Annotated in this window: 22 protein-coding genes; 15 read left to right on the top strand and 7 right to left on the bottom strand. The window is 56.6% G+C overall.

Features of this window, described 5'->3' with window-relative positions; all coding sequences use genetic code 11:
- Positions 1–76 precede the first annotated feature (76 nt).
- From DL239_RS01920 to DL239_RS01905, 4 genes are all read right to left on the bottom strand, one after another.
- Positions 77–1,444, bottom strand: coding sequence for an alpha-glucosidase/alpha-galactosidase (locus DL239_RS01920; RefSeq protein ID WP_167681678.1), 1,368 nt, complete (start codon positions 1,442–1,444; stop codon positions 77–79).
- Positions 1,445–1,477: 33 nt separating this feature from the next.
- Positions 1,478–2,326 carry a carbohydrate ABC transporter permease gene (locus DL239_RS01915; protein WP_167681676.1) on the bottom strand — a complete coding sequence of 283 codons (849 nt, stop codon included), beginning with the start codon at positions 2,324–2,326 and terminating at the stop codon, positions 1,478–1,480.
- 3 nt (positions 2,327–2,329) lie between these two features.
- Positions 2,330–3,214: a carbohydrate ABC transporter permease gene (locus tag DL239_RS01910; protein ID WP_167681674.1), complete on the bottom strand. Its 885-nt coding sequence runs from the start codon at positions 3,212–3,214 to the stop codon at positions 2,330–2,332.
- A gap of 89 nt (positions 3,215–3,303) precedes the next feature.
- Entirely contained in the window at positions 3,304–4,542 is a 1,239-nt protein-coding gene (locus DL239_RS01905; protein ID WP_167681671.1) for an ABC transporter substrate-binding protein, read from the bottom strand.
- A 129-nt stretch (positions 4,543–4,671) separates the two neighbouring features.
- Here DL239_RS01905 and DL239_RS01900 point away from each other — a divergent pair, with 129 nt between their 5' ends.
- The 7 genes from DL239_RS01900 (at position 4,672) to DL239_RS01870 (ending at position 12,736) form a co-directional block, all read left to right on the top strand.
- The gene (locus DL239_RS01900) at positions 4,672–5,481 is read left to right on the top strand and encodes an IclR family transcriptional regulator (RefSeq protein WP_167681669.1); all 810 of its coding nucleotides are present in this window, start codon (positions 4,672–4,674) and stop codon (positions 5,479–5,481) included.
- A gap of 3 nt (positions 5,482–5,484) precedes the next feature.
- Positions 5,485–6,546 carry an ABC transporter ATP-binding protein gene (locus DL239_RS01895; protein ID WP_167681667.1) on the top strand — a complete coding sequence of 354 codons (1,062 nt, stop codon included), beginning with the start codon at positions 5,485–5,487 and terminating at the stop codon, positions 6,544–6,546.
- Between the two features lie 105 nt (positions 6,547–6,651).
- Positions 6,652–7,644, top strand: a complete 993-nt coding sequence (locus tag DL239_RS01890; RefSeq protein ID WP_167681665.1) for a BMP family protein — start codon at positions 6,652–6,654, stop codon at positions 7,642–7,644.
- A 146-nt stretch (positions 7,645–7,790) separates the two neighbouring features.
- Positions 7,791–9,308 carry an ABC transporter ATP-binding protein gene (locus DL239_RS01885; RefSeq protein WP_167681663.1) on the top strand — a complete coding sequence of 506 codons (1,518 nt, stop codon included), beginning with the start codon at positions 7,791–7,793 and terminating at the stop codon, positions 9,306–9,308.
- Positions 9,308–10,378: an ABC transporter permease gene (locus DL239_RS01880; RefSeq protein ID WP_439650835.1), complete on the top strand. Its 1,071-nt coding sequence runs from the start codon at positions 9,308–9,310 to the stop codon at positions 10,376–10,378. The genes DL239_RS01885 and DL239_RS01880 overlap by 1 nt, the downstream gene beginning before the upstream one ends.
- Positions 10,375–11,319, top strand: coding sequence for an ABC transporter permease (locus DL239_RS01875; RefSeq protein ID WP_240931658.1), 945 nt, complete (start codon positions 10,375–10,377; stop codon positions 11,317–11,319). The genes DL239_RS01880 and DL239_RS01875 overlap by 4 nt, the downstream gene beginning before the upstream one ends.
- Positions 11,320–11,443: 124 nt before the next feature.
- A complete protein-coding gene (locus DL239_RS01870) occupies positions 11,444–12,736 on the top strand; it encodes an amidohydrolase family protein (RefSeq protein ID WP_167681659.1) in 1,293 nt (430 codons plus the stop codon).
- Positions 12,737–12,745: 9 nt separating this feature from the next.
- Here DL239_RS01870 and DL239_RS01865 read toward each other — a convergent pair whose 3' ends face one another.
- On the bottom strand, positions 12,746–13,576 hold the full coding sequence (locus DL239_RS01865) for a DeoR/GlpR family DNA-binding transcription regulator (RefSeq protein ID WP_206188300.1): 831 nt from the start codon (positions 13,574–13,576) through the stop codon (positions 12,746–12,748).
- Positions 13,542–14,345, bottom strand: coding sequence for an inositol monophosphatase family protein (locus tag DL239_RS01860; RefSeq protein ID WP_167681655.1), 804 nt, complete (start codon positions 14,343–14,345; stop codon positions 13,542–13,544). Before DL239_RS01860 ends, DL239_RS01865 begins: the two co-directional genes overlap by 35 nt.
- A gap of 458 nt (positions 14,346–14,803) precedes the next feature.
- Between DL239_RS01860 and DL239_RS01855 the strand changes: the two genes are divergently transcribed.
- From DL239_RS01855 to DL239_RS01845, 3 genes are all read left to right on the top strand, one after another.
- Positions 14,804–15,823, top strand: coding sequence for a putative 2-aminoethylphosphonate ABC transporter substrate-binding protein (locus tag DL239_RS01855; protein WP_167681653.1), 1,020 nt, complete (start codon positions 14,804–14,806; stop codon positions 15,821–15,823).
- A 129-nt stretch (positions 15,824–15,952) separates the two neighbouring features.
- Positions 15,953–17,089 (top strand): putative 2-aminoethylphosphonate ABC transporter ATP-binding protein, encoded by a 1,137-nt coding sequence (locus DL239_RS01850; protein WP_369410522.1) that lies wholly within the window; start codon positions 15,953–15,955, stop codon positions 17,087–17,089.
- Complete coding sequence (locus DL239_RS01845; protein ID WP_240931657.1) at positions 17,089–19,110, top strand: putative 2-aminoethylphosphonate ABC transporter permease subunit; 2,022 nt, start codon at positions 17,089–17,091, stop codon at positions 19,108–19,110. Before DL239_RS01850 ends, DL239_RS01845 begins: the two co-directional genes overlap by 1 nt.
- A gap of 51 nt (positions 19,111–19,161) precedes the next feature.
- On the opposite strand, the gene DL239_RS01840 is transcribed toward DL239_RS01845, so the two are convergent.
- Entirely contained in the window at positions 19,162–20,028 is an 867-nt protein-coding gene (locus tag DL239_RS01840; protein ID WP_167681651.1) for a LysR substrate-binding domain-containing protein, read from the bottom strand.
- 115 nt (positions 20,029–20,143) lie between these two features.
- Between DL239_RS01840 and DL239_RS01835 the strand changes: the two genes are divergently transcribed.
- From DL239_RS01835 to DL239_RS21885, 5 genes are all read left to right on the top strand, one after another.
- Positions 20,144–21,331: a 2-aminoethylphosphonate--pyruvate transaminase gene (locus DL239_RS01835; RefSeq protein ID WP_167681650.1), complete on the top strand. Its 1,188-nt coding sequence runs from the start codon at positions 20,144–20,146 to the stop codon at positions 21,329–21,331.
- Between the two features lie 18 nt (positions 21,332–21,349).
- Entirely contained in the window at positions 21,350–22,594 is a 1,245-nt protein-coding gene (phnA, locus tag DL239_RS01830; protein WP_167681648.1) for a phosphonoacetate hydrolase, read from the top strand.
- Positions 22,595–22,613: 19 nt separating this feature from the next.
- Positions 22,614–24,065, top strand: coding sequence for a phosphonoacetaldehyde dehydrogenase (phnY, locus tag DL239_RS01825; RefSeq protein ID WP_240931655.1), 1,452 nt, complete (start codon positions 22,614–22,616; stop codon positions 24,063–24,065).
- Positions 24,066–24,132: 67 nt separating this feature from the next.
- A complete protein-coding gene (pbfA, locus tag DL239_RS01820) occupies positions 24,133–25,491 on the top strand; it encodes a (R)-1-hydroxy-2-aminoethylphosphonate ammonia-lyase (protein WP_167681644.1) in 1,359 nt (452 codons plus the stop codon).
- Positions 25,488–26,327: an EamA family transporter gene (locus tag DL239_RS21885; RefSeq protein ID WP_167681642.1), complete on the top strand. Its 840-nt coding sequence runs from the start codon at positions 25,488–25,490 to the stop codon at positions 26,325–26,327. Before pbfA ends, DL239_RS21885 begins: the two co-directional genes overlap by 4 nt.
- The last annotated feature ends 9 nt before the right edge of the window (positions 26,328–26,336 follow it).

The raw sequence follows: 26,336 nt of genomic DNA, 5'->3' as shown, positions 1-26,336 counted from the left end.
GGATGCCCCCAATTAAATTAGCTATCTGTGTCCGCGACATGCGGTTTTAAAATGGGTAAATAAATACGTGATAGGGTCATGTTGTAGGTCCGCCTGTCTTACCGCCAACCCAATCAGGCATCCAGTCACCATGTGCGGTTAGCAAATCATCCACCAGCTTGCGGATCTGGCGCAGGTCCAGCTCGGCGGCGGTGCGTGGGTCCATCATGGCGGCGTGATAGATATGTTCGCGGTTCTCGGTCAACAGTGCCTGCACCGTTAGGTCCTGAACGTTGATGTTGGTGCGCATCATTGCGATCAGCTGGGGTGGGATGTCATCGACGACCGTGGGCTGAATACCATTGCCATCCACCAGACAAGGGACCTCAACCGCTGCTCCCATGGGCAGTTGTGGGATCTGACCGCTGTTTGGAACGTTGCCATAGATCACCGCAGGTGCGCCGGTGGTGATTGCGTTCATGATGGTCGCTGCATATTCGTGGCTTTGAGCCACGTCGAGCGTTGGCGCATCGCGCAGCGCCTCGGCCTGAGCAGCCCAGTCGGCAATCTGCTCTTCGCAGCGCAGCGGGTATTCATCCAGCGGGATCTGAAACTGTTCGATCAGATCTGGGCGGTGTGACTTGATGAACCAGGGTACATATTCGGCAAAATGCTCGGACGATTCAGTCACGAATAGCCCGAAATGCTTCATCACCTCATAGCGCACATAGTTTGGGCACCGCGCATTGGCTCCGGTGGCAGTGGGATAACGGCCTTCCTCATACCCGGTTTTCAGGGCAGGGTAGAGATCGCGGTAAGAGCCGTCCTTTAGGCGCTGTTCGAATTCCAGATAGAACGCCATGTGGTTGATACCGGCCGCACGATAGCGCAGGCCAGCGACAGACACATCCAGATCCCGCGCCAGTTCTTCGGCGGTGCCTTGAACTGAATGGCACAATCCGACCTGCTTGATCTGCGGATACTTGGCGCCAATCGCCCAGGTGTTGATCGCCATCGGATTGACGTATTGAAGCAGCGTTGCCTCGGGGCAGACCGCCAGCATATCTTCGCACACCGACCACAGATGCGGCACGGTGCGCAGGCCACGCATGATGCCGCCAATGCCCAGCGTGTCAGCAATTGTCTGATCCAGGCCATAGTTTTTGGGAATGTCGAAATCGGTGACCGTGCAGGGTTTGTATCCCCCGATTTGAAAGGCCACTACGACGAAGTCCGCCTCGGCTAGGGCTGCGCGCTGGTCGGTATGGGTGGTGATCTGTGCCGCAACACCCATGGATGCGACCATCTTGTTTGCCACCAGCTCGGATTCTTCAAGCCGGGTTCTATCGATGTCCATCAGCGCGATCTTGGCATCGCTCAGCGCAGGGTGGTGCAGGACATCGCCGATGATGTTGCGCATGAAGATGGTCGAGCCTGCGCCGATGAAGGCAATCTTGACAGCCATTGGCTTTCCTATTCGATATTCGCTCTTGGCGGTTTACTTGACGGCACCCAGGGTCAGACCTGCGATGAAGTGTTTTTGCAGAAGAAAGAAGATCGCAACCGGCGGCAGCGCTGCCACGATCGACCCTGCGGAGACCAAGTGCCAGGCGGCAACCCACTGGCCGTTTAGCGAGTACAGTCCCGCCGTGACAGGCTGGCTCTCGGCGCCTTGGGTCAATACAGTGGCCCAGAAATAGTCGTTCCAGATGAAGGTAAAGATCAGCACCGCAAGCGCAGCAATCGCCGGGCGCATCAGGGGCAGGATAATGAACCAGAAGATCCGCCATTCCTTGACGCCCTCAACCCGCGCGGCCTCGATCAGCTCTACCGGCAAGGATCGGATAAAATTGCGCATGAACAGGGTGCAGAACCCGGTTTGAAACGCGATGTGGAACAGCGCCAGCCCGGTAACGGAATTGTATAACCCCATTTGCAGGGTCAGGTCGCGCACTGGTACCATAAGGATCTGAAAGGGAACAAAGTTGCCGGCCACAAACATGAAGAACACCAGCATGTTGCCCTTGAACTTGTAAACTGCCAGCGCAAAGCCGGACATGCACGACAATGCCAGTGTGCCTATCACCGTAGGGATGGTCACCCGGACCGAGTTCCACATGTAATTGCCCAGCGGCGTGTTGGTGAAAATGTCCGAGTAGTTCTGCACCAGATTAAACGATGTGGGCCAGCCCCAGTAATTGCCAGCGGTGATATCACCGGCAGATCGGATAGAGGTCAGTGCAACTGCAATCAGCGGTAGCAGCCACATTATCATGGCGATGGGCAGGGCGGTTTTATACATCCGTTGCAGAGCAATGGAACGGCGCTCAATGGGGGTTGGGAACATGGATCAGCGCCCCTTTTCGTCGCGGTACATCTTCACAAGGAAGAAGGTGATGTAGATCATCATGATCAGGAACAGGATAACGGCGATTGCAGCGCCATACCCCATGCGGAAGCCGTATTCAGAGAAGGCTTTTTCGTACATGTAAAAGGCCAGCACCCGTGAGCTGCCCCAGGGGCCGCCAGCCGTCATGATCGAAACAAGGTCGAAACTGCGGAGCGCGCCGATAACGGTGACGACAATGGCAATGAAGGTGGCAGGTTTTAGCTGCGGCAGAATGATATACCACAGCATGTTCCAGCCCTTGGCATTGTCCAGTCGCCCGGCCTCGATCTGTTCGGGGTCAACTGCGTTTAGCCCGGTGATATACAGGATCATGCAATAAGCCGTCTGCGGCCACAAACCCGCAAAGATGATGCCATAGGTCACCCAGGTCTCATCGCCCAGGATCGTAACAGGCCCTAGGCCAAACCATCCCAATATCACATTCAGCAGTCCGAATGACGGATCATAGAACCAGGTGAACACCAGACCAACCACCACTTGGCTGATCACGAAGGGAAAGAAAAACAGCGACTTGTACAGGCGCATGCCAAACACAGTCTGGTTCAGGAATAGCGCGATGAACAGACCTGCCGGGATCGCCAGCATGTACAGAATCAACCAGATCACGTTGTTTTTCAGCGAGGTATAGAAGGCCTCGTCGTCCATCAGTTCAACATAGTTGTCCATGCCGACATAGGTTTTTTCACCTAGCCCGTCCCAGTCGTACAGTGAGATCTGCATCGATTGGAAAATCGGAAAGATCACGTAGAACATGAAAAACAGAATGGCCGGAGCCAAGAATAGCACCGGGGCAATGCTGCGCTGATTGAAGCGGGAGGTCGACATAGGTCAATCCTGTAAAATTCGGGAGAAACTTGGCTGCCTTAGGCAGTTGCACAGGACCCGCAGGCCCTGTGCTATTTGTAGTACTGCTCTTATTTGTAGACCCGCATGCGGGTTTTCTCGAGACGGGTCAGGATGGCGTCCAGACGATCAGGCTTGACCATGAACTCCTGGAAACCTTCCATGCCGATTTTGGCCATTTCAGCTGGCGCATCCCGGTCAAAGAACTGAGCAATGCCGCCTTCGGTGGACGACAGCATGGTCAGACCAGCCTGCAGGAACTTGTCGTCGCTAACGGTCGATGCATTGTTGATCGGTAGCTGACCCAATGTAGCGTTGATCTTGGTCTGCTGCTCAGCCGTGGCCAGGAAGGCAAGGAACCGTCTTGCGTCTTCTTTGTTGGTGGCGTTTGCAGGAATGTGCAGCGTATCGGTTGGCGCTTCCTCGGCCAGTGGTACGTCCGGGTTGATAATCGGGAACTGGAAGAAGCCCAGTTGGTCGTCGGTCAGACCAGCTTCACGTAGCGGAGCCACAGCGAAGTTGCCCATGACATACATGGCCGCATCCCCAGCAACCATTGGTGCCAGTGCTTCCTGCCACGAATAGGATGTGTGGTTTTCCAGGAAGAAGCCCGCGTCGATCAGCTCTTTCCAATTGTTCATGGTGTCAACAACACGTGGATCGGTCCATTCGACTTCACCCTTGGTCAGCGCCATGTGGAAGTCATAGCCGTTGGTGCGCAGGTTTAGGTAGTCAAACACACCGCCCGCAGTCCACAGGTACTTGGTGCCGATGGTGATCGGGGTAACGCCCGCCTCGGTTAGCTTGGCGCCTGCTGCCTTGAACTCGTCCCAGTTAGTTGGAACTTCGATTCCTTGGGCTTCAAAGATGTCTTTGCGGTAGTAAACGCCCCACTGGTAGTATGTGTAAGGCACCCCCCAGATCTTGCCGTCGATGGTCATCGACCCTTCAGCCGAGCCGAGGCTCTCGCGCAGGCCATGTTCATCCCAGACGTCGCTGACATCTTCGAACAGGCCGGCGTTGACGTAGGGCAGCATGCGGTTGCCGGCATACCAGTTGGCCAGATCAGGCGCATCAGCAGTCAGGAAGTTGCGGATCGAGGTTTTATAGCCCTCGTGATCGAACAGGTTCCATTTGACGGTCACGTCAGGGTTAGCCGCTTCAAAGTCAGCGATCAGCTGCTCAAACGCTGCCTTTGGGGCAGGGTCAGATGTGTCGGTGTTGATCACCAGCTCACCCGCAAATGCAGATGTCGCAAGGATCGTCGAGGCAGCCAGCGCCGCAATGGTTGTTTTGAATTTATTAACCATAATGCCCTCCCAAGGCAGTTTCACTATTTGAAACACGATTTCACATATTGAAAATATAACCGCGACTCGCTATGACTTGTCAATGCTTTCGTCCAAGGCTTAGGTCGGAAGTGATCAAAGGAGACGTAGATGGCAGAGCGGCAGGCAGGCGACGGAACCGTGGGAAAAGCACTTGAAGTGCTTGATATGGTGGCGGCATTTGAACGCCCTGTACGGTTTTCAGAGGTGCTAGAGGATAGCCCTTATCCAAAAGGCACGCTGTATCGATTGTTTCAGACTCTGACCAATCAGGGCATGTTGTCCTATGATCCGGATCGCCAGACCTATGGTCTGGGCGTTCGTCTGGTCCGATTGGCCCACGCTGCTTGGCAGCAAAGCTCGCTTGCGCCGATTGCGCGGTCCTATGTCGAGGCCCTGTCTCAAAGCACGGGTGAGACGGTTCATCTGGCACAGTTCGACCATGCGCAGGTTCTCTATCTGGATAAACGCAACGCGCTGAAACCAATTGAAATGTACTCGCAGGCTGGCAAAGTTGGGCCAGCCTATTGCACGGGTGTTGGCAAGGCGATGATGGCCTTTCTGGATGAAGAAGAGGTCGCGCGGATCATTTCCCAGCAAAGTTTCCACCGCTTTACCGAGCATACGCTGACCTCTGAGGACGAATTGCGGCACGATCTTGCTGACATTCGCAGTAAGGGCTTCGGCATGGACCGAGAAGAGCACGAGCCCGGCATCATTTGCATCGCCGCACCGATCCTGACCCCAGGCGGGCGGGTGCTGGGCGGGCTTTCGGTTACGTCAACCACAGCACAGAAATCACTGGCCGATCTCGAGGCGCTTGCGCCGCAGGTTCAGGCCACAGCACAGAACATCGCGGTCGAGGCCCAGAATTGGCACTTTCCAGACCAAGCCACTGACACTATTAGAACGGGGACATAATTTATGTCAGGACTGACACTGAACGCCGTAGTCAAAAAATATGGCGACATCCAAGTGATCCACGGCGTTGATCTAGAGATCGACGATGGCGAGTTCTGCGTCTTCGTCGGCCCATCTGGCTGCGGTAAATCCACTCTGTTGCGGATGGTTGCAGGGCTAGAGGAAACCTCTGACGGCAAGATCGCAATTGGAGGTCGCGATGTCACGGCGATAGATCCCGCTGAACGTGGTGTGGCGATGGTGTTCCAGACCTATGCCTTGTACCCGCACATGACGGTCGAAGAAAACATGGGGTTCGGCCTGAAAATGACCGGCCACCCCAAGGCTGAGGTGAAAGAGAAGGTCGCAGCCGCCTCGAAGATCCTAAAATTGGACGAGTATCTTTCCCGCAAACCCAAGGCCTTGTCCGGTGGCCAGCGCCAGAGGGTTGCCATTGGTCGTGCTATTGTACGCGGCCCTGAAGTGTTCTTGTTTGATGAGCCCCTGTCCAACCTAGATGCCGAGTTACGCGTGGATATGCGGATCGAAATCGCCCGTCTGCACAAGGAAATCGGCGCGACAATGATCTATGTGACCCATGATCAGGTCGAGGCGATGACCCTTGCTGACAAGATTGTGGTTCTGCGTGATGGCAGGATCGAACAGGTCGGCAGCCCGATGCATCTGTATAAAGACCCTGACAACAAATTTGTGGCTGGCTTTATCGGCTCACCCAGCATGAACTTCATCGACGGCGTGGTTGAGGGCGGCAAGGTCCGTGTGCCCTCGCTAGGGAATATGCTGGTGGAGACTTCGGTCGCTTTGCCGGGTGAGGGCAAGCCTGTCTTGGTTGGCTTGCGCCCACAGCACCTGAACATCGAAGCAGGCGACAGCGATATCACGCTCGACATCCGCGAACAGCTAGGCGGCGTTGCCTATGACTACCTCACCGCGCCGGGTGGTGGGCGTATCACCGTCGAAACCCGTGGCGATGACACCATCCCCGAGGGCAGTTCGGTTACGCTCAGTTTTGACGCTGCTGATGCGTTGTTGTTTGACGCTGCAACTGAACAGCGCCTTCGATAGCAGGTACCCAAATAGCCTCCTGAAGAGTGTCGCAAAGAGAAATTGTTTGACCGATTGGTTAAAAAAGTGCCTCATTGCGACATTCATTCAACAGGGGACTGCCAGATGAAGAGCAAATTTTCTATCACACGACGTGCATTTATGGCCGGAGCAGCAGCTCTGGCGCTTATGTTACCAGCCGGAATGGCCTTAGCCGAGGGCGTTAAAGTCGCGGCCATTTACACGCTGCCGGTGGAGCAGCAATGGATCAGCCGCATCCATTTGGCGCTCAACGCCGCTAAGGATCGTGGCGAGATTGACTATGTATTTTCTGAAAACGTCGCCAACACCGACTATGAGCGTGTCATGCGCGAATACGCCGAGCAGGGCGTGCAGCTGGTCGTGGGCGAAGTGTTCGGTCTGGAACGCGCCGCGCGTAAAGTGGCGGCGGATTATCCCGAAACTGCATTCCTGATGGGGTCGTCCTTTGGCGCAGTCGCGCCGAACTTCTCGGTGTTTGACAACTGGATCCACGAGCCAAGCTATCTGTCCGGCATGGTGGCTGGTGCGGCAACCGAAAGCAACGTGATCGGTATGGTCGGTGGATATGCTATCCCCGAAGTGAACCGGCTGATGAACGCCTTTATGGAAGGGGCTCGCGCGGTCAATCCGGATGTTAAATTCCTCGTGAACTTTATCGACAGCTGGTACGATCCGCCCAAGGCCAAAGAAAGTGCCTTTGCGATGATGGATGCAGGCGCTGACATCATGTTCGCTGAACGGTTCGGCGTAGCAGATGCTGCGGTTGAGCGCGGCGTCAAGGCGGTTGGCAATGTGATCGACACCTCTGGCGATTATCCCAACACCATCCTGACCTCGGCCCTTTGGCACATGGAGCCGACCATTGACCGTGCGATCGCAGCCGTGGCTGGCGGCACGTTCGAGGCGGCAGACTATGGTCAGTACAGCTTTATGGGCTATGGCGGTGGTTCACTGGTGGTCGACAAGACGCTGGTCCCGGCTGAAGTGCTGACCAAGGTCGAGGAAGCCGAAAAGTCGATCATGGAAGGCATGTTCCGTGTCAACGTGAACGACGAACGCCCGGTTTCGGATAAGTAATCTGAACTCAGAATAACAGGTTGGGCCCGGCCGATAGGTCGGGCCGCGCCTGACCTTCCCCCCGGGAAGGCGCTTTGCACCTCCCCAAGGTCAGGCGCGGCCCTTTGCCGGGAAACAATCATTATGACCTGACCCCTGAGAGACTTATGACAGAGTCCAAAGTTCTATCGCTGAACGCACTGTCCAAACGGTTTGGCTCCGTTGTAGCCAATGATGCCGTCAGCCTTGACCTGCACCGCGGCGAAGTTCTGGCCCTGCTGGGTGAAAATGGCGCGGGTAAAACCACGCTGATGAATATGCTGTTTGGTCACTACATGCCCGACGGTGGCTCCATTGATGTGGCCGCACCAAATGGCGAGATGCAACCGTTGACCCTCGGCCACCCGCAGGCGGCTTTGTCGGCGGGTATCGGCATGGTGCACCAGCACTTTACCCTGGCGGAAAACCTGTCAGCACTGGACAATATCACTCTTGGTTCTGAGCCGCTGTTTGCACTGCGCCGCGACCGCGCGGGTGCGCGTGCCAAGGTGCAGGGGATCATGGATCGCACAGGTCTGGTTGCGCCGCTCGATACGCCGGTTGGCAAATTGTCGGTGGGCGAACGCCAGCGGGTCGAGATCCTCAAGGCGCTGTATCGCGACGCCCGTATCTTGGTGCTGGATGAGCCCACCGCCGTGTTGACCCCGCAAGAGGCTGACACCCTGTTTGAGAACATCGGCGCTATGACTGGTGACGGGCTGGCGGTTATCTTTATCTCTCACAAGCTGCGCGAGGTGCTGGCCTTTTCTCATCGTATCGCGGTGCTGCGCCACGGTATTAAGGTGGGTGAGATCGCCACCTCGGATGCGGATGAGCGGGTGATTGCCCGGATGATGGTGGGCGAGGACACGCCTGTCACGCAGCGTGATGCAATGACACCCGGCGCACCGGTGCTGACCTTGTCGGGTATCAGCGTGCGCAACCCGTCGGCGCGTGACAGTCTGACGGATGTAAACCTGACCGTGCACGCCCATGAAATCCTTGGCATTGCAGGGGTGTCTGGCAATGGCCAATCGGCGCTGGCCTCGGTCATCTCTGGTCTGCGACGGCCAGATAGTGGCAGTATTCAGGTCGATGGGGATGAAATTCTGAACCCAGATCCCAAGACCATGATCAAGGCTGGCGTTGGCCGTATCCCCGAAGACCGTCATCACGACGGGATTGTTGGTGCAATGTCGGTGGCCGAGAACATGGTCATCGAACGGCTGGACGACCCCGAGGTGCAAACCAACGGATTGATGAACCGCAGCGCAATGGCAGCCAACGCTGAAAAACTCAGTCAAGCCTATGACGTGCGCGGGCCCGGTATCAATGCGCGCGCCCGGCTGCTGTCCGGCGGCAATATCCAGAAACTGATCCTTGCGCGTGTGTTTGAACAAGGTGCCCGGCTGATCCTTGCCAACCAACCGATCCGGGGCCTCGACATGGGCGCCGCCGCCGAGGTCAGCCGCCGCCTGCTAGAGGCGCGTGCTGGTGGGGCAGGGGTGCTGCTGATTTCCGAGGATCTGGACGAAATTCTAGGGCTGGCGGATCGGATCATGGTGATCCACGACGGCCAGCTGACCGAAGTCACCAGTCGAAACCGCGAAGATATTGGTCTGAAAATGGCAGGAGAGCACACATGATCCGTATCGAGCCCCGCACCGCGCCGGGTCGGTGGATGACACTGGGCGTGCCGGTGTTGTCGGCCGTGATCGCGCTGGCCTTGGCCGCCATCCCGCTGGCCCTGGCCGGGGCTGACATCACTGTGGCCTACGGCGAGATGGTCAAAGGTGTGTTTGGTTCGGTCTTTGCGTTCTCCGAAATGCTGACCCGTGCCACCCCGCTGATGTTCACCGGCCTTGCCGCCGCGCTCGCGTTTCGGGCCAAGCTGTGGAACATCGGAGCAGAGGGCCAGTTATATCTAGGGGCCATGGCTGCCGTCGCCATTGGTGCCGGGGCGGTGGATATTCCCGGTATCTTTTTGGTCCCACTGATTGTTATCCTTGGCGCCGCCGCTGGTGCGGCTGGAATGGCCGTTCCTGCACTGCTGAAAACCCGTTTTGGCGCAGACGAGGTGGTGACAACCCTACTGCTCAACTTCATCATTCTGATCTTTGTGCAGATGATGCTTGAGGGTGCGTTGAAGGATCCAATGAGCCTGGGTTGGCCGCAATCCGCGCCGGTGCTGGATCAGGGGATGTTGCCGCAACTGATGCCTCGGATGCGGGTGCACTCGGGGTTGATCTTGGCACTGGTGCTTGCAGGCATCGCGCAGTTCATGCTGGCGCGATCCGTCTGGGGGTTCCGCTTGCGGGCCGTTGGCGAAAACGCCGCCGCCGCACGTCATGCAGGCATCGGCGTCAACCGGTCTCTGTTTGGCGTTGCAATCTTGTCCGGCGGGTTGGCCGGGTTGGCTGGCGTCAGCGAGGTTGCAGGGCTCAAGGGATACTTGACCGCCGATCTGTCGCCCGGCTTTGGCTATACCGGCATCGTGGTAGCTATGTTGGCTGGGTTGTCGCCGGTGGGCGTAGTGATCTCGGCGCTGTTCATCGCATCCGTCTTTGTTGGTGCCGACAGCATGAGCCGCGCCATGGGCGTGTCGTCTTATCTGGCGGATCTTGTGGTGTCGATGTCGTTGCTTTGCGTGCTGATCGGCGGCTTTGTCGCCCGTTACCGCATCACCCGCACCAAAACGGCAGAGGGCGTAGCATGATGGATATCTTGCAAATTCTACTGTCCGAGAGCTTCTGGGCCGCCTCGATTCGTATCGCCACGCCATTGATCTTTGGCGTGATGGGCGCGCTGCTGTGTGAAAAGTCCGGCGTGCTGAACCTCGGGATCGAGGGCATTTTTGCCGCTGGCGCCATGTGTGGTTGGATGGCGGTCTGGCTGGGCGCAGGCCTGTGGGGCGGGGTGCTGATAGCCGCGCTTGCTGGCGCGTTCTTTGGCCTGATCCATGGGATCCTGACGGTGCCGCTCGGCCTATCGCAGCATGTTTCGGGGCTGGGGGTGACGCTGTTTGCCACCTCGCTTAGCTATTTTACTTACCGCACCGCACTGCCCAATGTGTCATCGCCTCCGAGGATCGAACCCTTTCGCGCGCTGGACATCCCGCTTCTGTCAGATATCCCGTTTCTGGGGCCAGTGTTGTTTCAGCAAACCGCAATGACCATGCTGGCGCTGCTGGTGGTGGGGCTGGTTTGGTACGTCCTGAACCGCACCGCGCTGGGGGTGGCCTTGCAGGCGGTTGGCGACAATCCCGACAGTGTCGATGCCCAGGGCCTGTCGGTCTACGGGCTGCGCATTGGGGCGGTGATGGTTGGGTCTGCGCTGATGGCGCTTGGTGGCGCGTTTCTGACCATGTCTGCCTTTGATGCGTTCTTTTTTGGTATGGTCAACGGGCGCGGCTGGATTTGCATTGCGCTGGTGATCTTTGCCAGCTGGAAGCCCGGAAAGGCCTTGCTGGGCGCTTTGTTGTTCGGGGCCTTTGATGCGCTGCAAGTCCGCCTGCAAACCGAGGTCGGCGCCATGGTGCCGGGGCAGGTGTTCCTGATGGCACCCTATGTGCTGTCGATCATCGCACTGGTGGTTGCTGCACGCAAAGCTGAATACCCCCGCGCCTTGCTGACCCCTTGGTTTAAAGGTCAGCGGTAATAATCGGTTTGCCCTACCGATAGGTCGGGCGCGCCTGACCTTCCCCCCGGGAAGGCGCATTGCACCTCCCCAAGGTCAGGCGCGCCCGGATGATAAAATACAAAAACCAACACGAGGCACCCACATGTTCGACTTGATCCTCAAAAATGCCACCCTGCCAGATGGCCGCACCGGCATCGATATCGCCTGCCATAATGGCACAATCGCCGCCGTTGAGCCGAATATCACGGCGCAGGCACAAGAGGTGATCGACGCCACCGGCTACCTCGTCTCGCCACCCTTTGTGGACCCACATTTCCACATGGACGCCACCCTGTCTCTGGGTACACCGCGGATGAACACCTCTGGCACGCTGCTCGAAGGTATCGCATTGTGGGGAGAGCTGAAGCCCATCCAGAGCGTCGACGACATTGTCACCCGCGCCCTGCGCTATTGCGATCTGGCGGTGTCCATGGGCATCGGTGCTATCCGCAGCCATGTGGACGTCTGTGATGATGCGCTGACTGGTGTGCAGGCGCTGCTAGAGGTCCGCAAAAAGGTCGCCCCCTATCTGGACCTGCAACTGGTCGCCTTTCCACAGGACGGTGTGCTGCGCGATCCAACCGCGATGGAGAACCTGATCCGCGCACTGGACATGGGCGTGGATGTGGTTGGCGGCATCCCACATTTTGAACGCACTATGGCCGACGGGGCCGAGTCGGTTCGTCAGCTGTGTGAGATTGCCGAGAAACGCGGGTTGATGGTCGATATGCATTGCGACGAAAGTGACGACCCGCACAGTCGCCATATCGAAACCTTGGCTTCCGAGACCCAGCGGCTGGGATTGCAGGGCAGGGTGGCAGGTTCACATCTAACTTCGATGCACTCGATGGATAACTACTACGTCTCCAAACTGATCCCGCTGATGGTCGAGGCGCAGGTCCACGCGATCCCCAATCCGCTGATCAACATCATGTTGCAAGGGCGTCACGACACCTATCCCAAACGTCGGGGGCAGACTCGCGTGCCTGAACTGCGCGATGCCGGGATTACCGTTGGCTTTGGCTCTGACTGCGTGATGGACCCGTGGTACTCGCTGGGCCGCGCCGACATGCTGGATGTCGCGATGATGGGGCTGCATGTGGGGCAACTGTCCAGCCGCGCTGATATGGCTTGGTGTTTTGAAGCCGTCACCCAGAATTCAGCCGCAATTATGGGGCTGCAAGGTTATGGGCTAGACAAAGGTTGCGACGCGAACATGGTGCTGCTGCAAGCGCAGGACCCAATCGAGGCAATCCGTCTACGCGCCACGCGATTGGCCGTCATTCGAAAGGGCAAAGTGATCGCCCGCACCGCGCCGCAGCTGACTGAACTGGCTCTGCCCGACAGGCCATCAGGGCTGAACCCGGCTGACTACGCACCGCAGCAGTCCAGCTAGGCGGGCGGTTTATTCAGCGATGATCAGCCGCTTCACCCGTCCTGACACTGTCTGCACCAGATCCGCCTGCTTGCGGATCTGGGCATCTGTCACCAGCGCATCCATCTGTTCAAACCGGCAATAGCGATAATTCCCATTGGTCGAAAACTTGGCCGCATCCGCCAGAACCGCGTTCTCGCGGCTGTTTTCCAGCATCGCTTGGGCAACCTCAGTCTCTGCTTCGGCTGCGTTCAACGCGCCATATTGATGGTCGATCGCCGTGGGCGAGACAAAGGCAATATCCGCCTGAATACGAGAGATCTCGCGGATTGTCTGCTGGCCTGAGGTGGCAAAATTAAACGCCGTCAGGCTGCCGCCCAGCAACGATACCCGGCTGGAGATTCGGTTGGCGTCATAGTCTTTCTGCAACCGGCTTGCCGCATCCAGGGAATTGGTGATGACGTGAAGCCCATGAATCGTGGCCAGTCGCCGGGCTAGAAATATCGTGGTGCTACCAGTGTCGAAGAACACCACCTTATGATCCGTGATCAGATCACAAGCTGCCCGAGCAATCGATTGTTTTTCCCTGACGTGCAGTTTTGAGCGTACATCCAGTGGGGGCTCCGAATGGGCGTCGGCAGACACCGCGCCGCCGTGGACGCGCCGTAGCAGCCCCAGTGCCTCCATATCCAACAGATCCCGGCGCACAGTTTCGCGCGACACCGATAGGTCATCGACCAGATCATCGGTGGTGACGCTCTGTAACTCTTCGAGCCGCCTGAATATTCTTTGGTGTCGTTGGTTTTTCCACATGGCGGTGTTTGTTTCAGATCCGTTGTAATATTTCCAGCGCTGCCGCATGCAATTGCGGTGTCGCTGCTGCAATGACCCGTCCGTCTGAGCCTTGATGTAGTGGATTTCCGGACCAGTCTGTGATCACGCCGCCCGCACTTTCCACCACCGGGACAAGGGCGAAGTAGTCATAGGGCTCTAGTTTTGCCTCGACCACTAGATCCACATGACCCAGCGCCAGCAATCCGTAGGAATAGCAATCGCCCCCAAAGCGTGGCACCGCGACTGTCTGCAGCAGTGTTTCAATGTTCACCCTGTCTTCGGGTTCAAAGTACAGGATGTTGGTGGTGTAGAACCGTGCGTCGGCTAGCGTGTCACATGTCGACACCCGGCAATTCCGCTTGACGCCACTGTGATCTTCAAAAGTGCAACCTTTGCCACAAATCCCCAGCCATCTCTCCCGAATCGCGGGCATATCGATAATGCCAATCTCTGGGCGCTCGTTACTCAGCTTGGCCAGTAGCGTGCCCCATATCGGCCAGCCAGTGATGAAACTGCGGGTGCCATCGATAGGATCAACAACCCATAGGTCCTTGGAATCCAGATTTACTGAGCCAAATTCCTCGCCCAGAAACCCATGTGATGGAAATGTTTTTCCGACCATTTCACGCACAAAACTTTCGACGTTTCGATCGATTTCAGTCACTGGGCTATGATCATCTTTCCTTATGATTTCAACATCTTTGCGAAAACCTGGCAGTGATACAAGACGGGCTTGATCCGCCAGGTATATGGCAAAGTCCACGGCGCTTTTTGAGATGTCGTGAGTATTGGTCATAGGCGTTTCCAAATGTGGCTGTCTTGGCCCGGCGCGAAGCTGCGCGGCTTGCCGTGGGGGGTAATTGCATCAGAGTACTAATTAGCATGGTTGTAGACAGAAAAGCACATTTATGCAAGAAAACATAGAAATGCACAAAGATGCAGACTAGGGTTACCTGATAGGAGGCAGGAAACCCAAGGCACGGCGACAGCTTATGTCGAGATCTCAATGAGTTGAGATGTGATCGATAAGTTTGCGTGAATTTTGAGGACGTTCAACGACTGACGGCTTTCACGGTTTGGATGATCAGGGAAGAATGAAATATCAACTATAGGTCCGAGTAATGAAGTTGTAGGTTTAATCGATTTTTCTTGTTGTAAAATCATGCCAAACTGACCGCGGCTTCACAGGAATATTACAAAGGGGTGATCAACAACCTCGCAGAAATATCACTAAGAAAAACAGAGGAGACTAAAATGAAACGTAAGGTATCAACTCTCACATCTCTGGTCGCGGGGGCACTATTAGCGACATCAGTTGCGGCTGAAACAGAGCTGACAGTCTACACTGCGGTCGAGGCTGAAGATCTGGCCCGTTACGCTGCAACCTTTAACGAGGCCAATCCAGACATCAAAATCAACTGGGTGCGCGATTCAACCGGTATCATCACTGCCAAACTGCTGGCCGAGCGTGACAATCCGCAGGCTGATGTGGTCTGGGGACTGGCTGCAACCTCGCTGCTGCTGCTGAAATCTGAAGGCATGCTAGAGGCCTATGCGCCGATGGGTGTGGAAAAGCTGGACGCCAAGTTTGTGGATGGCGACAATCCACCTGCATGGGTTGGCATGGATGCCTGGGTTGCCTCAGTCTGCTATAACACAGTCGAAGCAGAAAAGGCTGGTCTCACGCCTCCTACTTCGTGGCAGGACCTGACTGACCCGCAGTATGCCGGTCATGTGATCATGCCGAACCCGAACTCTTCGGGCACCGGCTTCCTGGATGTGTCCAGCTGGTTGCAGATCTTTGGCAAAGATGGCGGTTGGGAGTATATGGACGCGCTGCACAACAACATTGCGCGTTATACTCATTCTGGTTCCAAGCCTTGTAAACTGGCCGCTGCTGGTGAAATCCCAATCGGTATTTCCTTTGCCTTCCGCGGCGCCAAGTCCAAGGCCGCAGGTGCGCCACTGGAAATCATCGTACCAAGCGAAGGTGTAGGCTGGGATATGGAGGCCACTGCGATTGTAGCTGGTACCGCCAATCTGGAAGCTGCGCAAAAGCTGGTTGATTTCACGGTCACTTTGGGCGCGAACGAGATGTACAACACCGGTTATGCGGTTGTTGCCTATCCTGGCGTTGCCAAGCCGGTCGAGCATTTCCCAACTAATTTGCTGGATAAGATGATCGACAACGATTTTGAGTTCGCAGCCAACAACCGGGCTGAGATCCTGAAAGAGTGGCAGTCGCGCTACGACGGCAAGTCGGATCCTAAGTAAGCACTATCCGACGAGGGGCATTTTTTGCCCCTCGTCACCTAAATCCCTCAAATTATTCCGACAGTGTATGGTGGCTTTGGCCGCGACGTGTCGGCCCGTGCGCATGGCGCAGACCGAAGGACTAATCTCGTGACGCAAGCAACAGCATCTGGTGATCTCTATCTGAGCATCACGAACCTCTGGAAAGCCTTTGGCGAATTCCTTGCCCTCAAAGACATTTCGTTGGATATCAACGAGGGGGAATTCATATGTTTCCTTGGGCCATCGGGCTGTGGAAAAACCACTCTGCTGCGTGCAATCGCCGGGCTGGATCTGCAAACCAAGGGTGAGGTCCTGCAAGATGGCAAAGACGTGTCGAACCTGCCACCGTCACAGCGTGACTTTGGTATTGTGTTCCAGTCTTATGCCTTGTTCCCGAACCTGACGATTGAGAAAAACATCGCCTTTGGCCTGGAAAACACTGGCCGCGGCAAGTCGGAAATCACTGCGCGGGTTAATGAATTGCTGCATCTGGTTGGGTTGCCTGAGCAGGGCAAAAAGTATCCGGCGCAATTGTCCGGTGGCCAACAGCAGCGTATTGCACTGGCACGCGCCATTGCAACCAATCCTGGACTATTGTTGCTGGACGAACCGCTTTCGGCACTGGATGCTAAGGTGCGAGTGCATTTACGCCACGAAATCAAAGAGCTACAGCGCAAGCTGGGTGTGACCACCGTGATGGTGACCCACGATCAGGAAGAGGCCCTGACCATGGCCGACCGGATTGTGGTGATGAACCAAGGGGTGATCGAACAGGTCGGCTCTCCGACTGAGATTTACCGCGAGCCTGCCAACCTGTTTGTTGCTGACTTCATTGGTGAGATGAACCAGCTGCCCGCTACGGCGCGCGGCAAGGCCGGCATTTCCATTGGCGCAGACAGTGATATTGTCAAAAGCCAGGAACATAAATTTGCAGACGGCGAGGCCATCGTGGCCGCCATCCGCCCCGAAGATGTGATCCCACACGCAAATGGTTCGGGCACTCCAGACGAAACGGATGTGATCGGCGACCCAGAAAACGTCTTTACGGTGCTGATTGCAGAAATGGAGTTCCTCGGCTCGTTCTGGCGCTGCCGGTTGCAGAATGAATATTTTTGTGACTCTGAACTGATCGCCGATCTGTCCATCAACGCCGTCCGTCGATTTGAACTAGAGGCGGGCAAAACCATGGTGGTTGAACTGCCGCAAAATCGTCTGATGGCCTTTCCCCGCTCGGAGGCAAGCTGATGAGCACGCCCTCGACCAATATCACCTCGATGCCACCCGGCCCGGTGATTAAAAGCAAGCTAAGCCGGGACGACATTGTCATGCGTGGCGGCATGGTTGTGATCGCGCTCTATCTAATCGTGACGCTGGCCTTTCCGCTGTATGCGATGTTGTCGAAGTCATTCTCGACCTACCGGTTTGAGCTATCCCAGTATGAAATGCAGGTGTCTGATCAGGACGGAGTGTTTGACGGTACGGTGCTGAACCCCGTTGATCTGAATGCCGCAACGGGTGCCTTTGAGGACGCCGATTTCAGTGCCGGATCAGATAGCCGTCTAGCGGTGACAAAGCTGTTCCCCGATTTCAGTTTCCGCAGCCCGGTGATGTACCAGATCCGCAATGCGCAGCCTGGTGGGCGGTTCCTAGTCGGGTCAACCCTGCATGACGATATGGAATGGCTTACGCTGGACAGCAATTCATTCAGGCGGGTGCAGTTGCGACCGGTGAAATCCACTGGCGTCGACAACTTTGTCAATTATTTCTCGACCCCGGCCTTGTTCAACTCAGTCAAGAATTCACTGGTTATCGCGGTAATCAGCACCGTGGTCACTGTCACGCTGGCGTTCTGGTTTGCCTATGCGCTGAACCGTAGCTGTATGCGGTTCAAGGGCGTGTTCCGGCTGATCGCCATGGCGCCGATCTTGGTGCCGTCGCTGCTGCCCGGCATCGCGCTGGTGTATCTGTTCGGCAATCAGGGCATGCTAAAGGAGCTGTTGTTTGGTGCCAGTATCTATGGCCCCATCGGTATTGTTATCGGTTCGGTGTTCTTCACCTTTCCCCATGCGTTTCTGATCATTTCCACTGCGCTCGCGATATCCGATGCCCGCCTGTACGAGGCGGCTGTGTCGCTGCGCGCCTCGCCGTGGCGCACCTTCTGGACGGTCACCATCCCCAGCGCCCGCTACGGCCTGATCTCGGCTGGGTTTGTGGTGTTCAATCTGGTGATCACCGATTTTGGCCTGCCCAAAGTGATTGGCGGTCAGTTCAACATGCTGGCTGTGGATATCTACAAACAGGTGATCGGCCAGCAAAACTTTGAGATGGGCGCTGTGGTGTCTGTGGTGCTGATTGTTCCGGCAATCTTTGCCTTTGCCTTGGATCGCTATGTGCAAAGCAAGCAGGTCGCCACCCTGTCGGCGCGGTCCGTACCGTTCCAACCCAGCCCTAACGCCAAAATGGACCGGATCTTTCTGATCTACTCCAGCCTGATAGGCCTGTTCATCGTTGGTATTCTGGCCGTCTGCCAGTTTGCGGCGCTGGTTAAGTTCTGGCCCTATGATCTTTCGCTTAGCCTGAACAACTATCAGTTCGACAAAATGGACGGCGGCGGTTGGAACTCGTATTACAACTCGATCAAGCTGGGGCTACTGACAGCCGTCATCGGCACATCGGTAATCTTCTTCGGTGCTTATTTGGTTGAGAAATCCAACGGCTTCCGGGTAGGGCGGTCGCTGTTCCAGATGATCGCAATGTTGCCAATGGCGATCCCCGGAATGGTGCTGGGTCTGGCCTATATCTTCTTCTTCAACAACCCGGCCAACCCTTTGAATGTGATCTACGGTACCATGGCCATTCTAGTCATCTCAGCCGTCACCCACTTTTATACGGTGTCGCACCTGACAGCGGTCACAGCATTGAAGCAGATGGATCGCGAGTTTGAATCGGTCTCGGCCTCGCTAAAACAGCCAACCATGAAACTGTTCACCCGCGTAACGGTGCCCGTCTGCCTGCCTGCGGTGCTGGATATCTCGATCTACCTGTTTGTCAACGCATTAACGACGGTGTCGGCGGTGGTGTTCCTGTATTCTCCTAAAACCTCGCTTGCCTCGATTGCGGTTTTGAACATGGACGATGCTGGCGATATTGCCCCGGCTGCGGCGATGGGGATGATGATCTTCTACACCAACGCAGGCGCACGGATCATTCACCTGATCCTATCCAAAGGTGTCCTGCGACGCACCCAGGCCTGGCGCGCGCGCTAGGTGATAGAGCGTTGTTAAAGAGTGCCCCGCCAATGATCTTGGCGGGGTTTTTTATGCCTGCAGGCCGCGGGCACAATCCATGAAGGATCGTATGACTTTGACATCCCGTCGCTGGGATAAATGCACCAGCGATTCACTCATGCTGATGTCCAGATCTTTGATCTTTAGCGGTACCAACCGTTCGTCGTTTACAAACTCTGCCTTTGACACAAACCCGATACCGGCGCCTGATGCCACCACTTCGCGAACCGCCTCGCGTCCTTCGGCCTCAATTGCGGGGTATAACGCGAATTTCTTCTTCGCTGCGGCCTGAACCAACTTCTCGCGGGTCTTTGATCCTTGCTCGCGAAAAATCAGCGGCAGTTTCGACAGTTCCTTTACCGTGACCGACGTCTTGCCGACAGGCAGCAGGTCCTTGCTGGCATAGCCGATAATCTCGGTTGCGCCCAGATCCAGTATATCCATGTCTTTGCCGGGGGATGGGCTGCCAGCCACGCCGATTTCGGCGTTATAGGATCGCAGCTCTTCCAGGATTTCCTCGGTGTTCCCGACCCGTAGGCTTAGGGTGACATTGGGATAACGCAGGCGATAGGCGCGCAGGATGTCGGTTACATGGTGGGCTGAATCCGCGACGATCCGCAGGGTTCCGTGAACCGCCGCGCTGTTTTCGGTCAGGTAGTCGTGAATGTGCTGCTCGATCTCGAAATACTGTTTGGTCCGCAGGAACAACTGCTCACCAGGTTCGGTCAATGTTACCCGCTTTCGATCACGGCTGAACAGCAACACATCGTGTTCTTGTTCCAGCTTTCGCACCTGTTCCGAAATCGCCGGTTGCGTCAAATGCAGGGCTTCGGCAGCGCGCGAAAAGCCCCCGAGCATGGCCACATGGTGAAAGGCTTTTAACTGACTGTGGCGCATTGGGTGTCCTCTGGTTTGATATAGGCTCAGCTTATCGACTGATCGTTATTTGCAATTTTACATATAGATCTGAATCCCGCAATGCTTGCTTTGAAACGAGTGTCCGGAGACGATCATGACGAACCATGACAGCGCGCTTCCTGCCCCCCGGCTGGGTGAGCCATATTTGTTGACACCGGGGCCGCTTACGACCTCATACCCGGTAAAATCTGCGATGCTGCGCGACTGGGGCAGCTGGGACGGTGACTTCCGTGCCATGACGGTTGAGATGCGGACCAGGCTACTGGCGATGCTGGGGCAGGGCGCAGATGACTTTGACTGTGTGCCGATGCAGGGCAGCGGTACCTTTTCGGTCGAAGCGATGTTGGGCAGTTTTATCCCACGCGATGGTAAGGCGCTGGTGCTGGCCAACGGTGCCTACGGTCAGCGCACCGCTGAAACCCTTGCATATCTGGGCCGCGACCATGTGGTGCTGGATAAAGGCGATTACCTGCCTCCACGCGGCGATGAAGTGGCGCAGATCCTAGCGGACGACCCAGAGATTACCCATGTGGTGGCGATCCACTGCGAGACCAGCTCGGGCATCCTGAACCCGGTCGAGGAAATCTCACAAGTCACCTACGCGGCAGGCCGTAAACTGCTGATCGACAGCATGTCAGCCTTTGGTGCGTTGCCACTAGAGGTGGCGCGGATCCGCTATGAGGCGCTAGTGTCATCTGCCAACAAATGCATCGAAGGTGTTCCCGGTTTTGGCTTTGTCATCGCACGCAAGTCCGAGCTGGAAGCAGCCAAGGGCAACAGCACCTCGATCAGTCTGGACGTGCATGCCCAATGGGCCACGATGAACAAAACCGGGCAGTGGCGTTTCACTCCGCCCACCCATGTGGTTGCTGCCTTTCTTGAGGCTCTGCGCGCCCATGAGGCCGAAGGAGGCGTTGAAGGACGTGGTGCACGCTACATTCGCAACCGCGATGTGATGGTGGCTGGCCTGCGCGATCTTGGCTTTGAAACCTTGCTAAAGGACCGTTGGTTGTCGCCGATCATCGTGACCTTCTTCTGCCCGGCAGATCCAAAATTCATCTTTGATGATTTTTACGAACTGATGAAGGCAAAGGGCTTTATTATCTACCCCGGCAAGCTCACAGTGGTCGATAGTTTCCGCATCGGCTGCATCGGGCAGATGGACGAACATGTTATGCGGCAGGTGATTGCCGCAGCCAAAGATACACTGGACGAAATGGGCGTGAAATCCGCGACCCCTCCCGCTCTAGCACTGAAAGAACGCGCCAAGCTGGCTGCCTGAAGACACAAAGGAAGACCCATGACTATTCAATCCCCCGTCGAAGCCAATGGCCGCACATATCCCACGCCCAAAACCTGCGCGATCGCGATCTGCCTAGATGGCTGCGAGCCCGAGTATCTGGATGTGGCAATTGCCAAAGGCCTGATGCCCACCCTGAAACGTATGCGTGAAACCGGCACAGACCGGCTGGCCCATTCGGTGATCCCGTCGTTCACCAACCCCAATAACCTGTCCATCGCGACAGGCCGCCCACCTTCGGTGCATGGCATCTGCGGTAACTTTCTGTACGAACCGGAAACAGGCGAAGAAGTGATGATGAACGACGTGCGCTTCCTGCGCGCGCCGACCATTTTCTCAAAATTCTACGAAGCAGGCGCCCGCGTCGCCATGGTCACGGCCAAGGACAAGCTGCGCGCCTTGCTTGGCGCAGGCCTGAAATTCGACGAAGATCGTGCGGTTGCATTCTCGTCCGAGCGTTCCGGCGAAACCACCAAGGCCGAGCACGGCATCGACAACGCCAGCGAATGGCTGGGCATGGATGTGCCCGAGGTTTACTCGGCTGAACTGTCGGAATTTGTTTTTGCCGCCGGCGTCAAACTGCTGCAAGATTTCAAACCCGACGTGATGTATCTGTCGACCACCGACTACATCCAGCACAAGTTCGCCCCGGATCAGCAGGGCGCACTAGATTTCTATGCCATGTTCGACAAGTACCTGGCACAACTGGATGAAATGGGCGCAGCGATTGTTGTGACCGCCGACCACGGCATGAAGCCCAAGCACCTGACTGATGGCTCACCAGCCGTGGTTTATGTACAGGACGTGCTGGACGAATGGCTGGGCGAGGCTGCGGCACGGGTGATCCTGCCGATCACTGATCCTTACGTGGTGCATCACGGCGCGCTTGGCTCCTTTGCCACCGCCTATCTGCCCGAAGGGGCCGACCGTAACGATGTGATTGCACGTCTTCAGGCGATTGATGGCATCACCCATGTGCTGACCCGCGAACGGGCCGTTGTCGACTTTGAAATGCCGGCCGACCGCATTGGCGATATCGTTCTGGTCTCGGGTGAAAACATGACCCTTGGCACATCCGAACACCGCCATGATCTGGCCGCGCTTAAGGAACCGCTGCGCAGCCACGGCGGATTGACCGAACAGGTCGTGCCCTTCATCGTCAACCGCAAGATTGATCTGGGCAACATGCCCGACCTGCGCAACTTTGATGCGTTTTTCTACGCCACAACTGCGGCGGCAATTTGATATGAAGGATAACCAATCAATGGCAGACAAGATTGAAGTTCGCCACGAAGGCATGCGTATTGGTGGGGAAAAGGTGTTCACCGATGATGTGGTCGAGGTGCTTTACCCCTATACGGATGAAGTGATCGGAACGGTGCCTGCAGGCACCGCCGAACACGCGGCGCGGGCCTTTGAAATTGCTGCCAACTACAAATCCAAACTGACCCGCTACGAGCGCAGCCAGATCCTGCAACGCGCTGGTGAACTGATTGGCGAGCGCCGTGATGAGCTGGCCAAATGGCTGACACTGGAACTGGGCATTTGCCACCAGCATGCCATTTACGAGACCAAGCGTGCGCAGGACGTCTATCAGTTCGCATCGCATCAGGCGCTGAATGACGACGGCGAGATTTTTTCCTGTGATCTGACCCACAACGGTAAGGATCGCAAAATTTATACCAAGCGGGAACCAGTGCGCACGATTTCTGCGATCACACCGTTCAACCACCCGCTGAACATGGTCAGCCACAAGATCGCGCCCTCGATTGCGACCAACAACTGCATGGTCTGCAAACCAACCGAACTGACGCCGCTGACGGCAATTGCACTGGCGGACATCCTGTACGAAGCAGGTCTGCCGCCGGAAATGTTCCAGGTCGTCACCGGCCTGCCGCAGGACATTGGCGACGAGATGGTCACCAATGACAACATCGACATCGTGACCTTTACCGGTGGCGTTCCGGTGGGCAAGATCATCGCGGATAAGGCTGGTTACAAACGTCAGGCACTAGAGCTGGGCGGCAACGACCCGCTGATCATCTGCAATGATCTGACGGATGCCGATTTGGAAAAGGCCGCAACCATCGCTGTGGCTGGCGCTACCGGAAACTCGGGCCAACGCTGTACTGCGATCAAGCGTATCCTTGTGCAGGAAAGTGTCGCTGAAAAGTTCGTGCCGCTGGTGGTGGAGAAAGCCAAGGCGATCAAGTTTGGCGATCCGCAAGATCCGGACACGCAGCTTGGCTGTGTGATCCATTCCCAGGCAGCTGAGCTGTTTGAAAATCGCGTTTATCAGGCCGAAAAAGAAGGGGCTGAGATCCTGTATCACCCCGGTCGTCAGGGCGCACTGCTGCCGCCGATTGTGGTCGACAAGGTGCCCCATGGCAGTGAGCTGGTGATGGAAGAAACCTTTGGTCCAATCATTCCAATCGTACGGGTGCCGGATAATGATGAAGAGGTCATGGCGATTTCCAACTCAACCGAGTTTGGCCTGTCGTCGGGCGTCTGCACCAACGACCTGAATCGCGCGATTTCATATATCAACGGTTTGGACGTGGGCACCTGCAACATCTGGGAACAACCTGGCTATCGCATTGAAACCTCTCCATTCGGCGGCATCAAAGACAGCGGTAATGGCGTCAAAGAAGGCGTGACCGAGGCGATGAAATTCTTCACCAACGTCAAGACCTATTCGCTGCCCTGGCCAAACTGATCGGAACAATCCCCGACTGCGGGGCCTGTCTCGGGCCCCGCTTTTTTACCCATCCTATCGAGGCACCATGGCACCCCAAATCGTACACACAGAAGGGGAGTCCAATACCTCGGACGCCCGCAAAACCTGGCTGAAGAAATCCATCGGCCCCAAATCCAAACCTTTGCTAGCGCGCGACTCAGACGCGTTCCTGCACCAAAGCCTCTCCAGCCCCTGCGTCAGTACCATCGCCAAGGCCGACGGCCTTTGGATCGAAGACAAAGACGGTCGCCGGTTCATGGATTTCCACGGCAACTCGGTACATCACATCGGCTATGGACATCCAAAACTTGTTGCCGCGATCAAGGCGCAGTTGGATGATCTATCCTTTGCCCCGCGTCGGTTCACCAATGATCCAGCGGTAGAGCTGGCAGAGAAACTGGCCGAAATCGCACCGGGAGATCTGTGTAAAACTCTGTTCACCACCGGCGGATCCGATGCCAACGAGGTGGCCCTGAAAATCGCCCGCGCGGCAACCGGTCGGTTCAAGACCGTTTCGTTCTGGGATGCTTTTCACGGGGCCGGTCTTGGCGCGGCCTCGGTTGGTGGTGAGGCGACGTTCCGCAGCCACATCGCTGGGCCGCTGCTGCCCGGCTGTGAACACGTCGCCCCCTTTGCCTGCTATCGCTGCCCCTATAACCACGCTGGCCCCGATGTCTGTGGATTGGCCTGTGCCCAGATGGTCGACTACGTTTTGGAACGCGAAGGTGACGTCGCCGCGGTGATCGCCGAACCGATGCGCGCGGTGCCCTACGTGCCGCCCCCCGGTTTTTGGAAGTCCGTACGCGAGGCCTGCAACCGCCGTGGTGCGCTGTTGATTATGGATGAAATCCCCACCGGTTTGGGCAAGACCGGCAAAATGTTTGCCTTTGAACATGATGACATCATCCCCGACATCGTCACCCTTGGGAAATCGCTAGGCGGGGGCATCCTGCCCATTGCCGCCTGTGTGGCGCGCAAGGATCTGGATGTTTGTGGTGACTTTGCCATTGGTCATTACACGCACGAGAAAAACCCGGTCACAGCCCGTGCTGCCCTGACCACATTGCAGATCATCGAAGAAGAGGGGCTGGTTGCGCGCTCTGCCGAGCTGGGCGACTACGCCATGCAGCGGTTGCAGAATGAGCTGGCAGATGTCCCAACCGTCGGTGACATCCGTGGCCGAGGACTGATGTTCGGGGTCGAGATTGTCGAAGACCGTGCCGACAAAACACCGGGCAACAAACGGGCCGAGCAGATCTATTACGCCTGTCTTGAGGCGGGGCTTAGCTACAAAATCTCGCAGGGTTGCGTTTTGACGCTATCTCCTCCACTAACCATCACGCGCGCGGATCTGGATCACGCGCTGGATATCGTCATCACAGCTATCAAGGAAGTCCCTGGGTGAGCACAACCACTGTCCTGATCGTACTTAGCGCGGCATTTTTACATGCGTTTTGGAATGCGGTTGTCAAAGGGGCAGGGGATAGGACGATTACTCTGGGCTTTATCGCCTTGGGGCATGTGGTGCCCGGCATTTTTCTGGTCTCGGTCTTTCCCTCACCGGGATGGGACGTGGTGCCCTATGTGATTGCCTCAACAGTGATCCACTGGGGCTATTACTTCTTGCTGAACGTGGCCTATCGGCTGGGTGATCTCAGCATGATCTACCCGATCACCCGTGGGCTGTCGCCGGTGCTGATCGCACTGGGTGCGCAGTTCTGGCTGGGGGAAACACTGCCTGCTTTGGCCTGGTTCGGCGTTCTGATCGTTTCCCTTGGCGTGTTGGTCCTGACCAAGGGGATCGTGCGTGGCGGCATGTCACGTACCGGCGTGATGGCAGCGATGGGTGTGGCTGTGATCGTTGCGTCCTATTCTCTGGTGGATGGTGCAGGGGTTCGGCTGGCTGACAACGCCATGGGCTATATCGGCTGGCTGTATATTTCTGAGCTGACTGTGGTGCTGTTTGTTTTTGCCACCCGCTGGCGGCGGCTGCTGCAGATGCCGCTGCGAAGCTGTATGCTCGGATATGCAGGGGGCGTGTTGTCAGGCGTGGCCTATGGGCTGGTGCTTTATGCCAATACGCTGGCGCCGCTTGCTATGGTTTCGGCGGTGCGGGAAACCTCGGTTATTTTTGCGGCGATGATTGGCGTGATGTGGTTTGGCGAAGGCCCCAAACGCCGCCGCTTGCTGGCCGCCGTGGTGGTGTCGATAGGCATCATCTGCATCGGGCTGGCTAAGTAGAGCGACCCC

Origin of the sequence: Parasedimentitalea denitrificans, assembly GCF_011813015.1 — a bacterium.
GTDB classification, from domain to species: domain Bacteria; phylum Pseudomonadota; class Alphaproteobacteria; order Rhodobacterales; family Rhodobacteraceae; genus Parasedimentitalea; species Parasedimentitalea denitrificans.
Note: the sequence above shows the minus strand (reverse complement) of the source record. Positions and strands in the feature narration are given on the sequence as shown.

Coding starts and splice junctions, on each gene's coding strand:
- DL239_RS01920 (WP_167681678.1), bottom strand. CDS start 1,444: ATGGCTGTCAAGATTGCCTTCATCGGCGCAGGCTCGACCATCTTCATG.
- DL239_RS01860 (WP_167681655.1), bottom strand. CDS start 14,345: ATGACCAATACTCACGACATCTCAAAAAGCGCCGTGGACTTTGCCATA.
- phnA (WP_167681648.1), top strand. CDS start 21,350: ATGACTATTCAATCCCCCGTCGAAGCCAATGGCCGCACATATCCCACG.
- DL239_RS01875 (WP_240931658.1), top strand. CDS start 10,375: ATGATGGATATCTTGCAAATTCTACTGTCCGAGAGCTTCTGGGCCGCC.
- phnY (WP_240931655.1), top strand. CDS start 22,614: ATGGCAGACAAGATTGAAGTTCGCCACGAAGGCATGCGTATTGGTGGG.
- DL239_RS01845 (WP_240931657.1), top strand. CDS start 17,089: ATGAGCACGCCCTCGACCAATATCACCTCGATGCCACCCGGCCCGGTG.
- DL239_RS01890 (WP_167681665.1), top strand. CDS start 6,652: ATGAAGAGCAAATTTTCTATCACACGACGTGCATTTATGGCCGGAGCA.
- DL239_RS01855 (WP_167681653.1), top strand. CDS start 14,804: ATGAAACGTAAGGTATCAACTCTCACATCTCTGGTCGCGGGGGCACTA.
- DL239_RS01910 (WP_167681674.1), bottom strand. CDS start 3,214: ATGTCGACCTCCCGCTTCAATCAGCGCAGCATTGCCCCGGTGCTATTC.
- DL239_RS01835 (WP_167681650.1), top strand. CDS start 20,144: ATGACGAACCATGACAGCGCGCTTCCTGCCCCCCGGCTGGGTGAGCCA.
- DL239_RS01915 (WP_167681676.1), bottom strand. CDS start 2,326: ATGTTCCCAACCCCCATTGAGCGCCGTTCCATTGCTCTGCAACGGATG.
- DL239_RS01885 (WP_167681663.1), top strand. CDS start 7,791: ATGACAGAGTCCAAAGTTCTATCGCTGAACGCACTGTCCAAACGGTTT.
- DL239_RS01905 (WP_167681671.1), bottom strand. CDS start 4,542: ATGGTTAATAAATTCAAAACAACCATTGCGGCGCTGGCTGCCTCGACG.
- DL239_RS01840 (WP_167681651.1), bottom strand. CDS start 20,028: ATGCGCCACAGTCAGTTAAAAGCCTTTCACCATGTGGCCATGCTCGGG.
- pbfA (WP_167681644.1), top strand. CDS start 24,133: ATGGCACCCCAAATCGTACACACAGAAGGGGAGTCCAATACCTCGGAC.
- DL239_RS01895 (WP_167681667.1), top strand. CDS start 5,485: ATGTCAGGACTGACACTGAACGCCGTAGTCAAAAAATATGGCGACATC.
- DL239_RS01870 (WP_167681659.1), top strand. CDS start 11,444: ATGTTCGACTTGATCCTCAAAAATGCCACCCTGCCAGATGGCCGCACC.
- DL239_RS01900 (WP_167681669.1), top strand. CDS start 4,672: ATGGCAGAGCGGCAGGCAGGCGACGGAACCGTGGGAAAAGCACTTGAA.
- DL239_RS01865 (WP_206188300.1), bottom strand. CDS start 13,576: ATGCGGCAGCGCTGGAAATATTACAACGGATCTGAAACAAACACCGCC.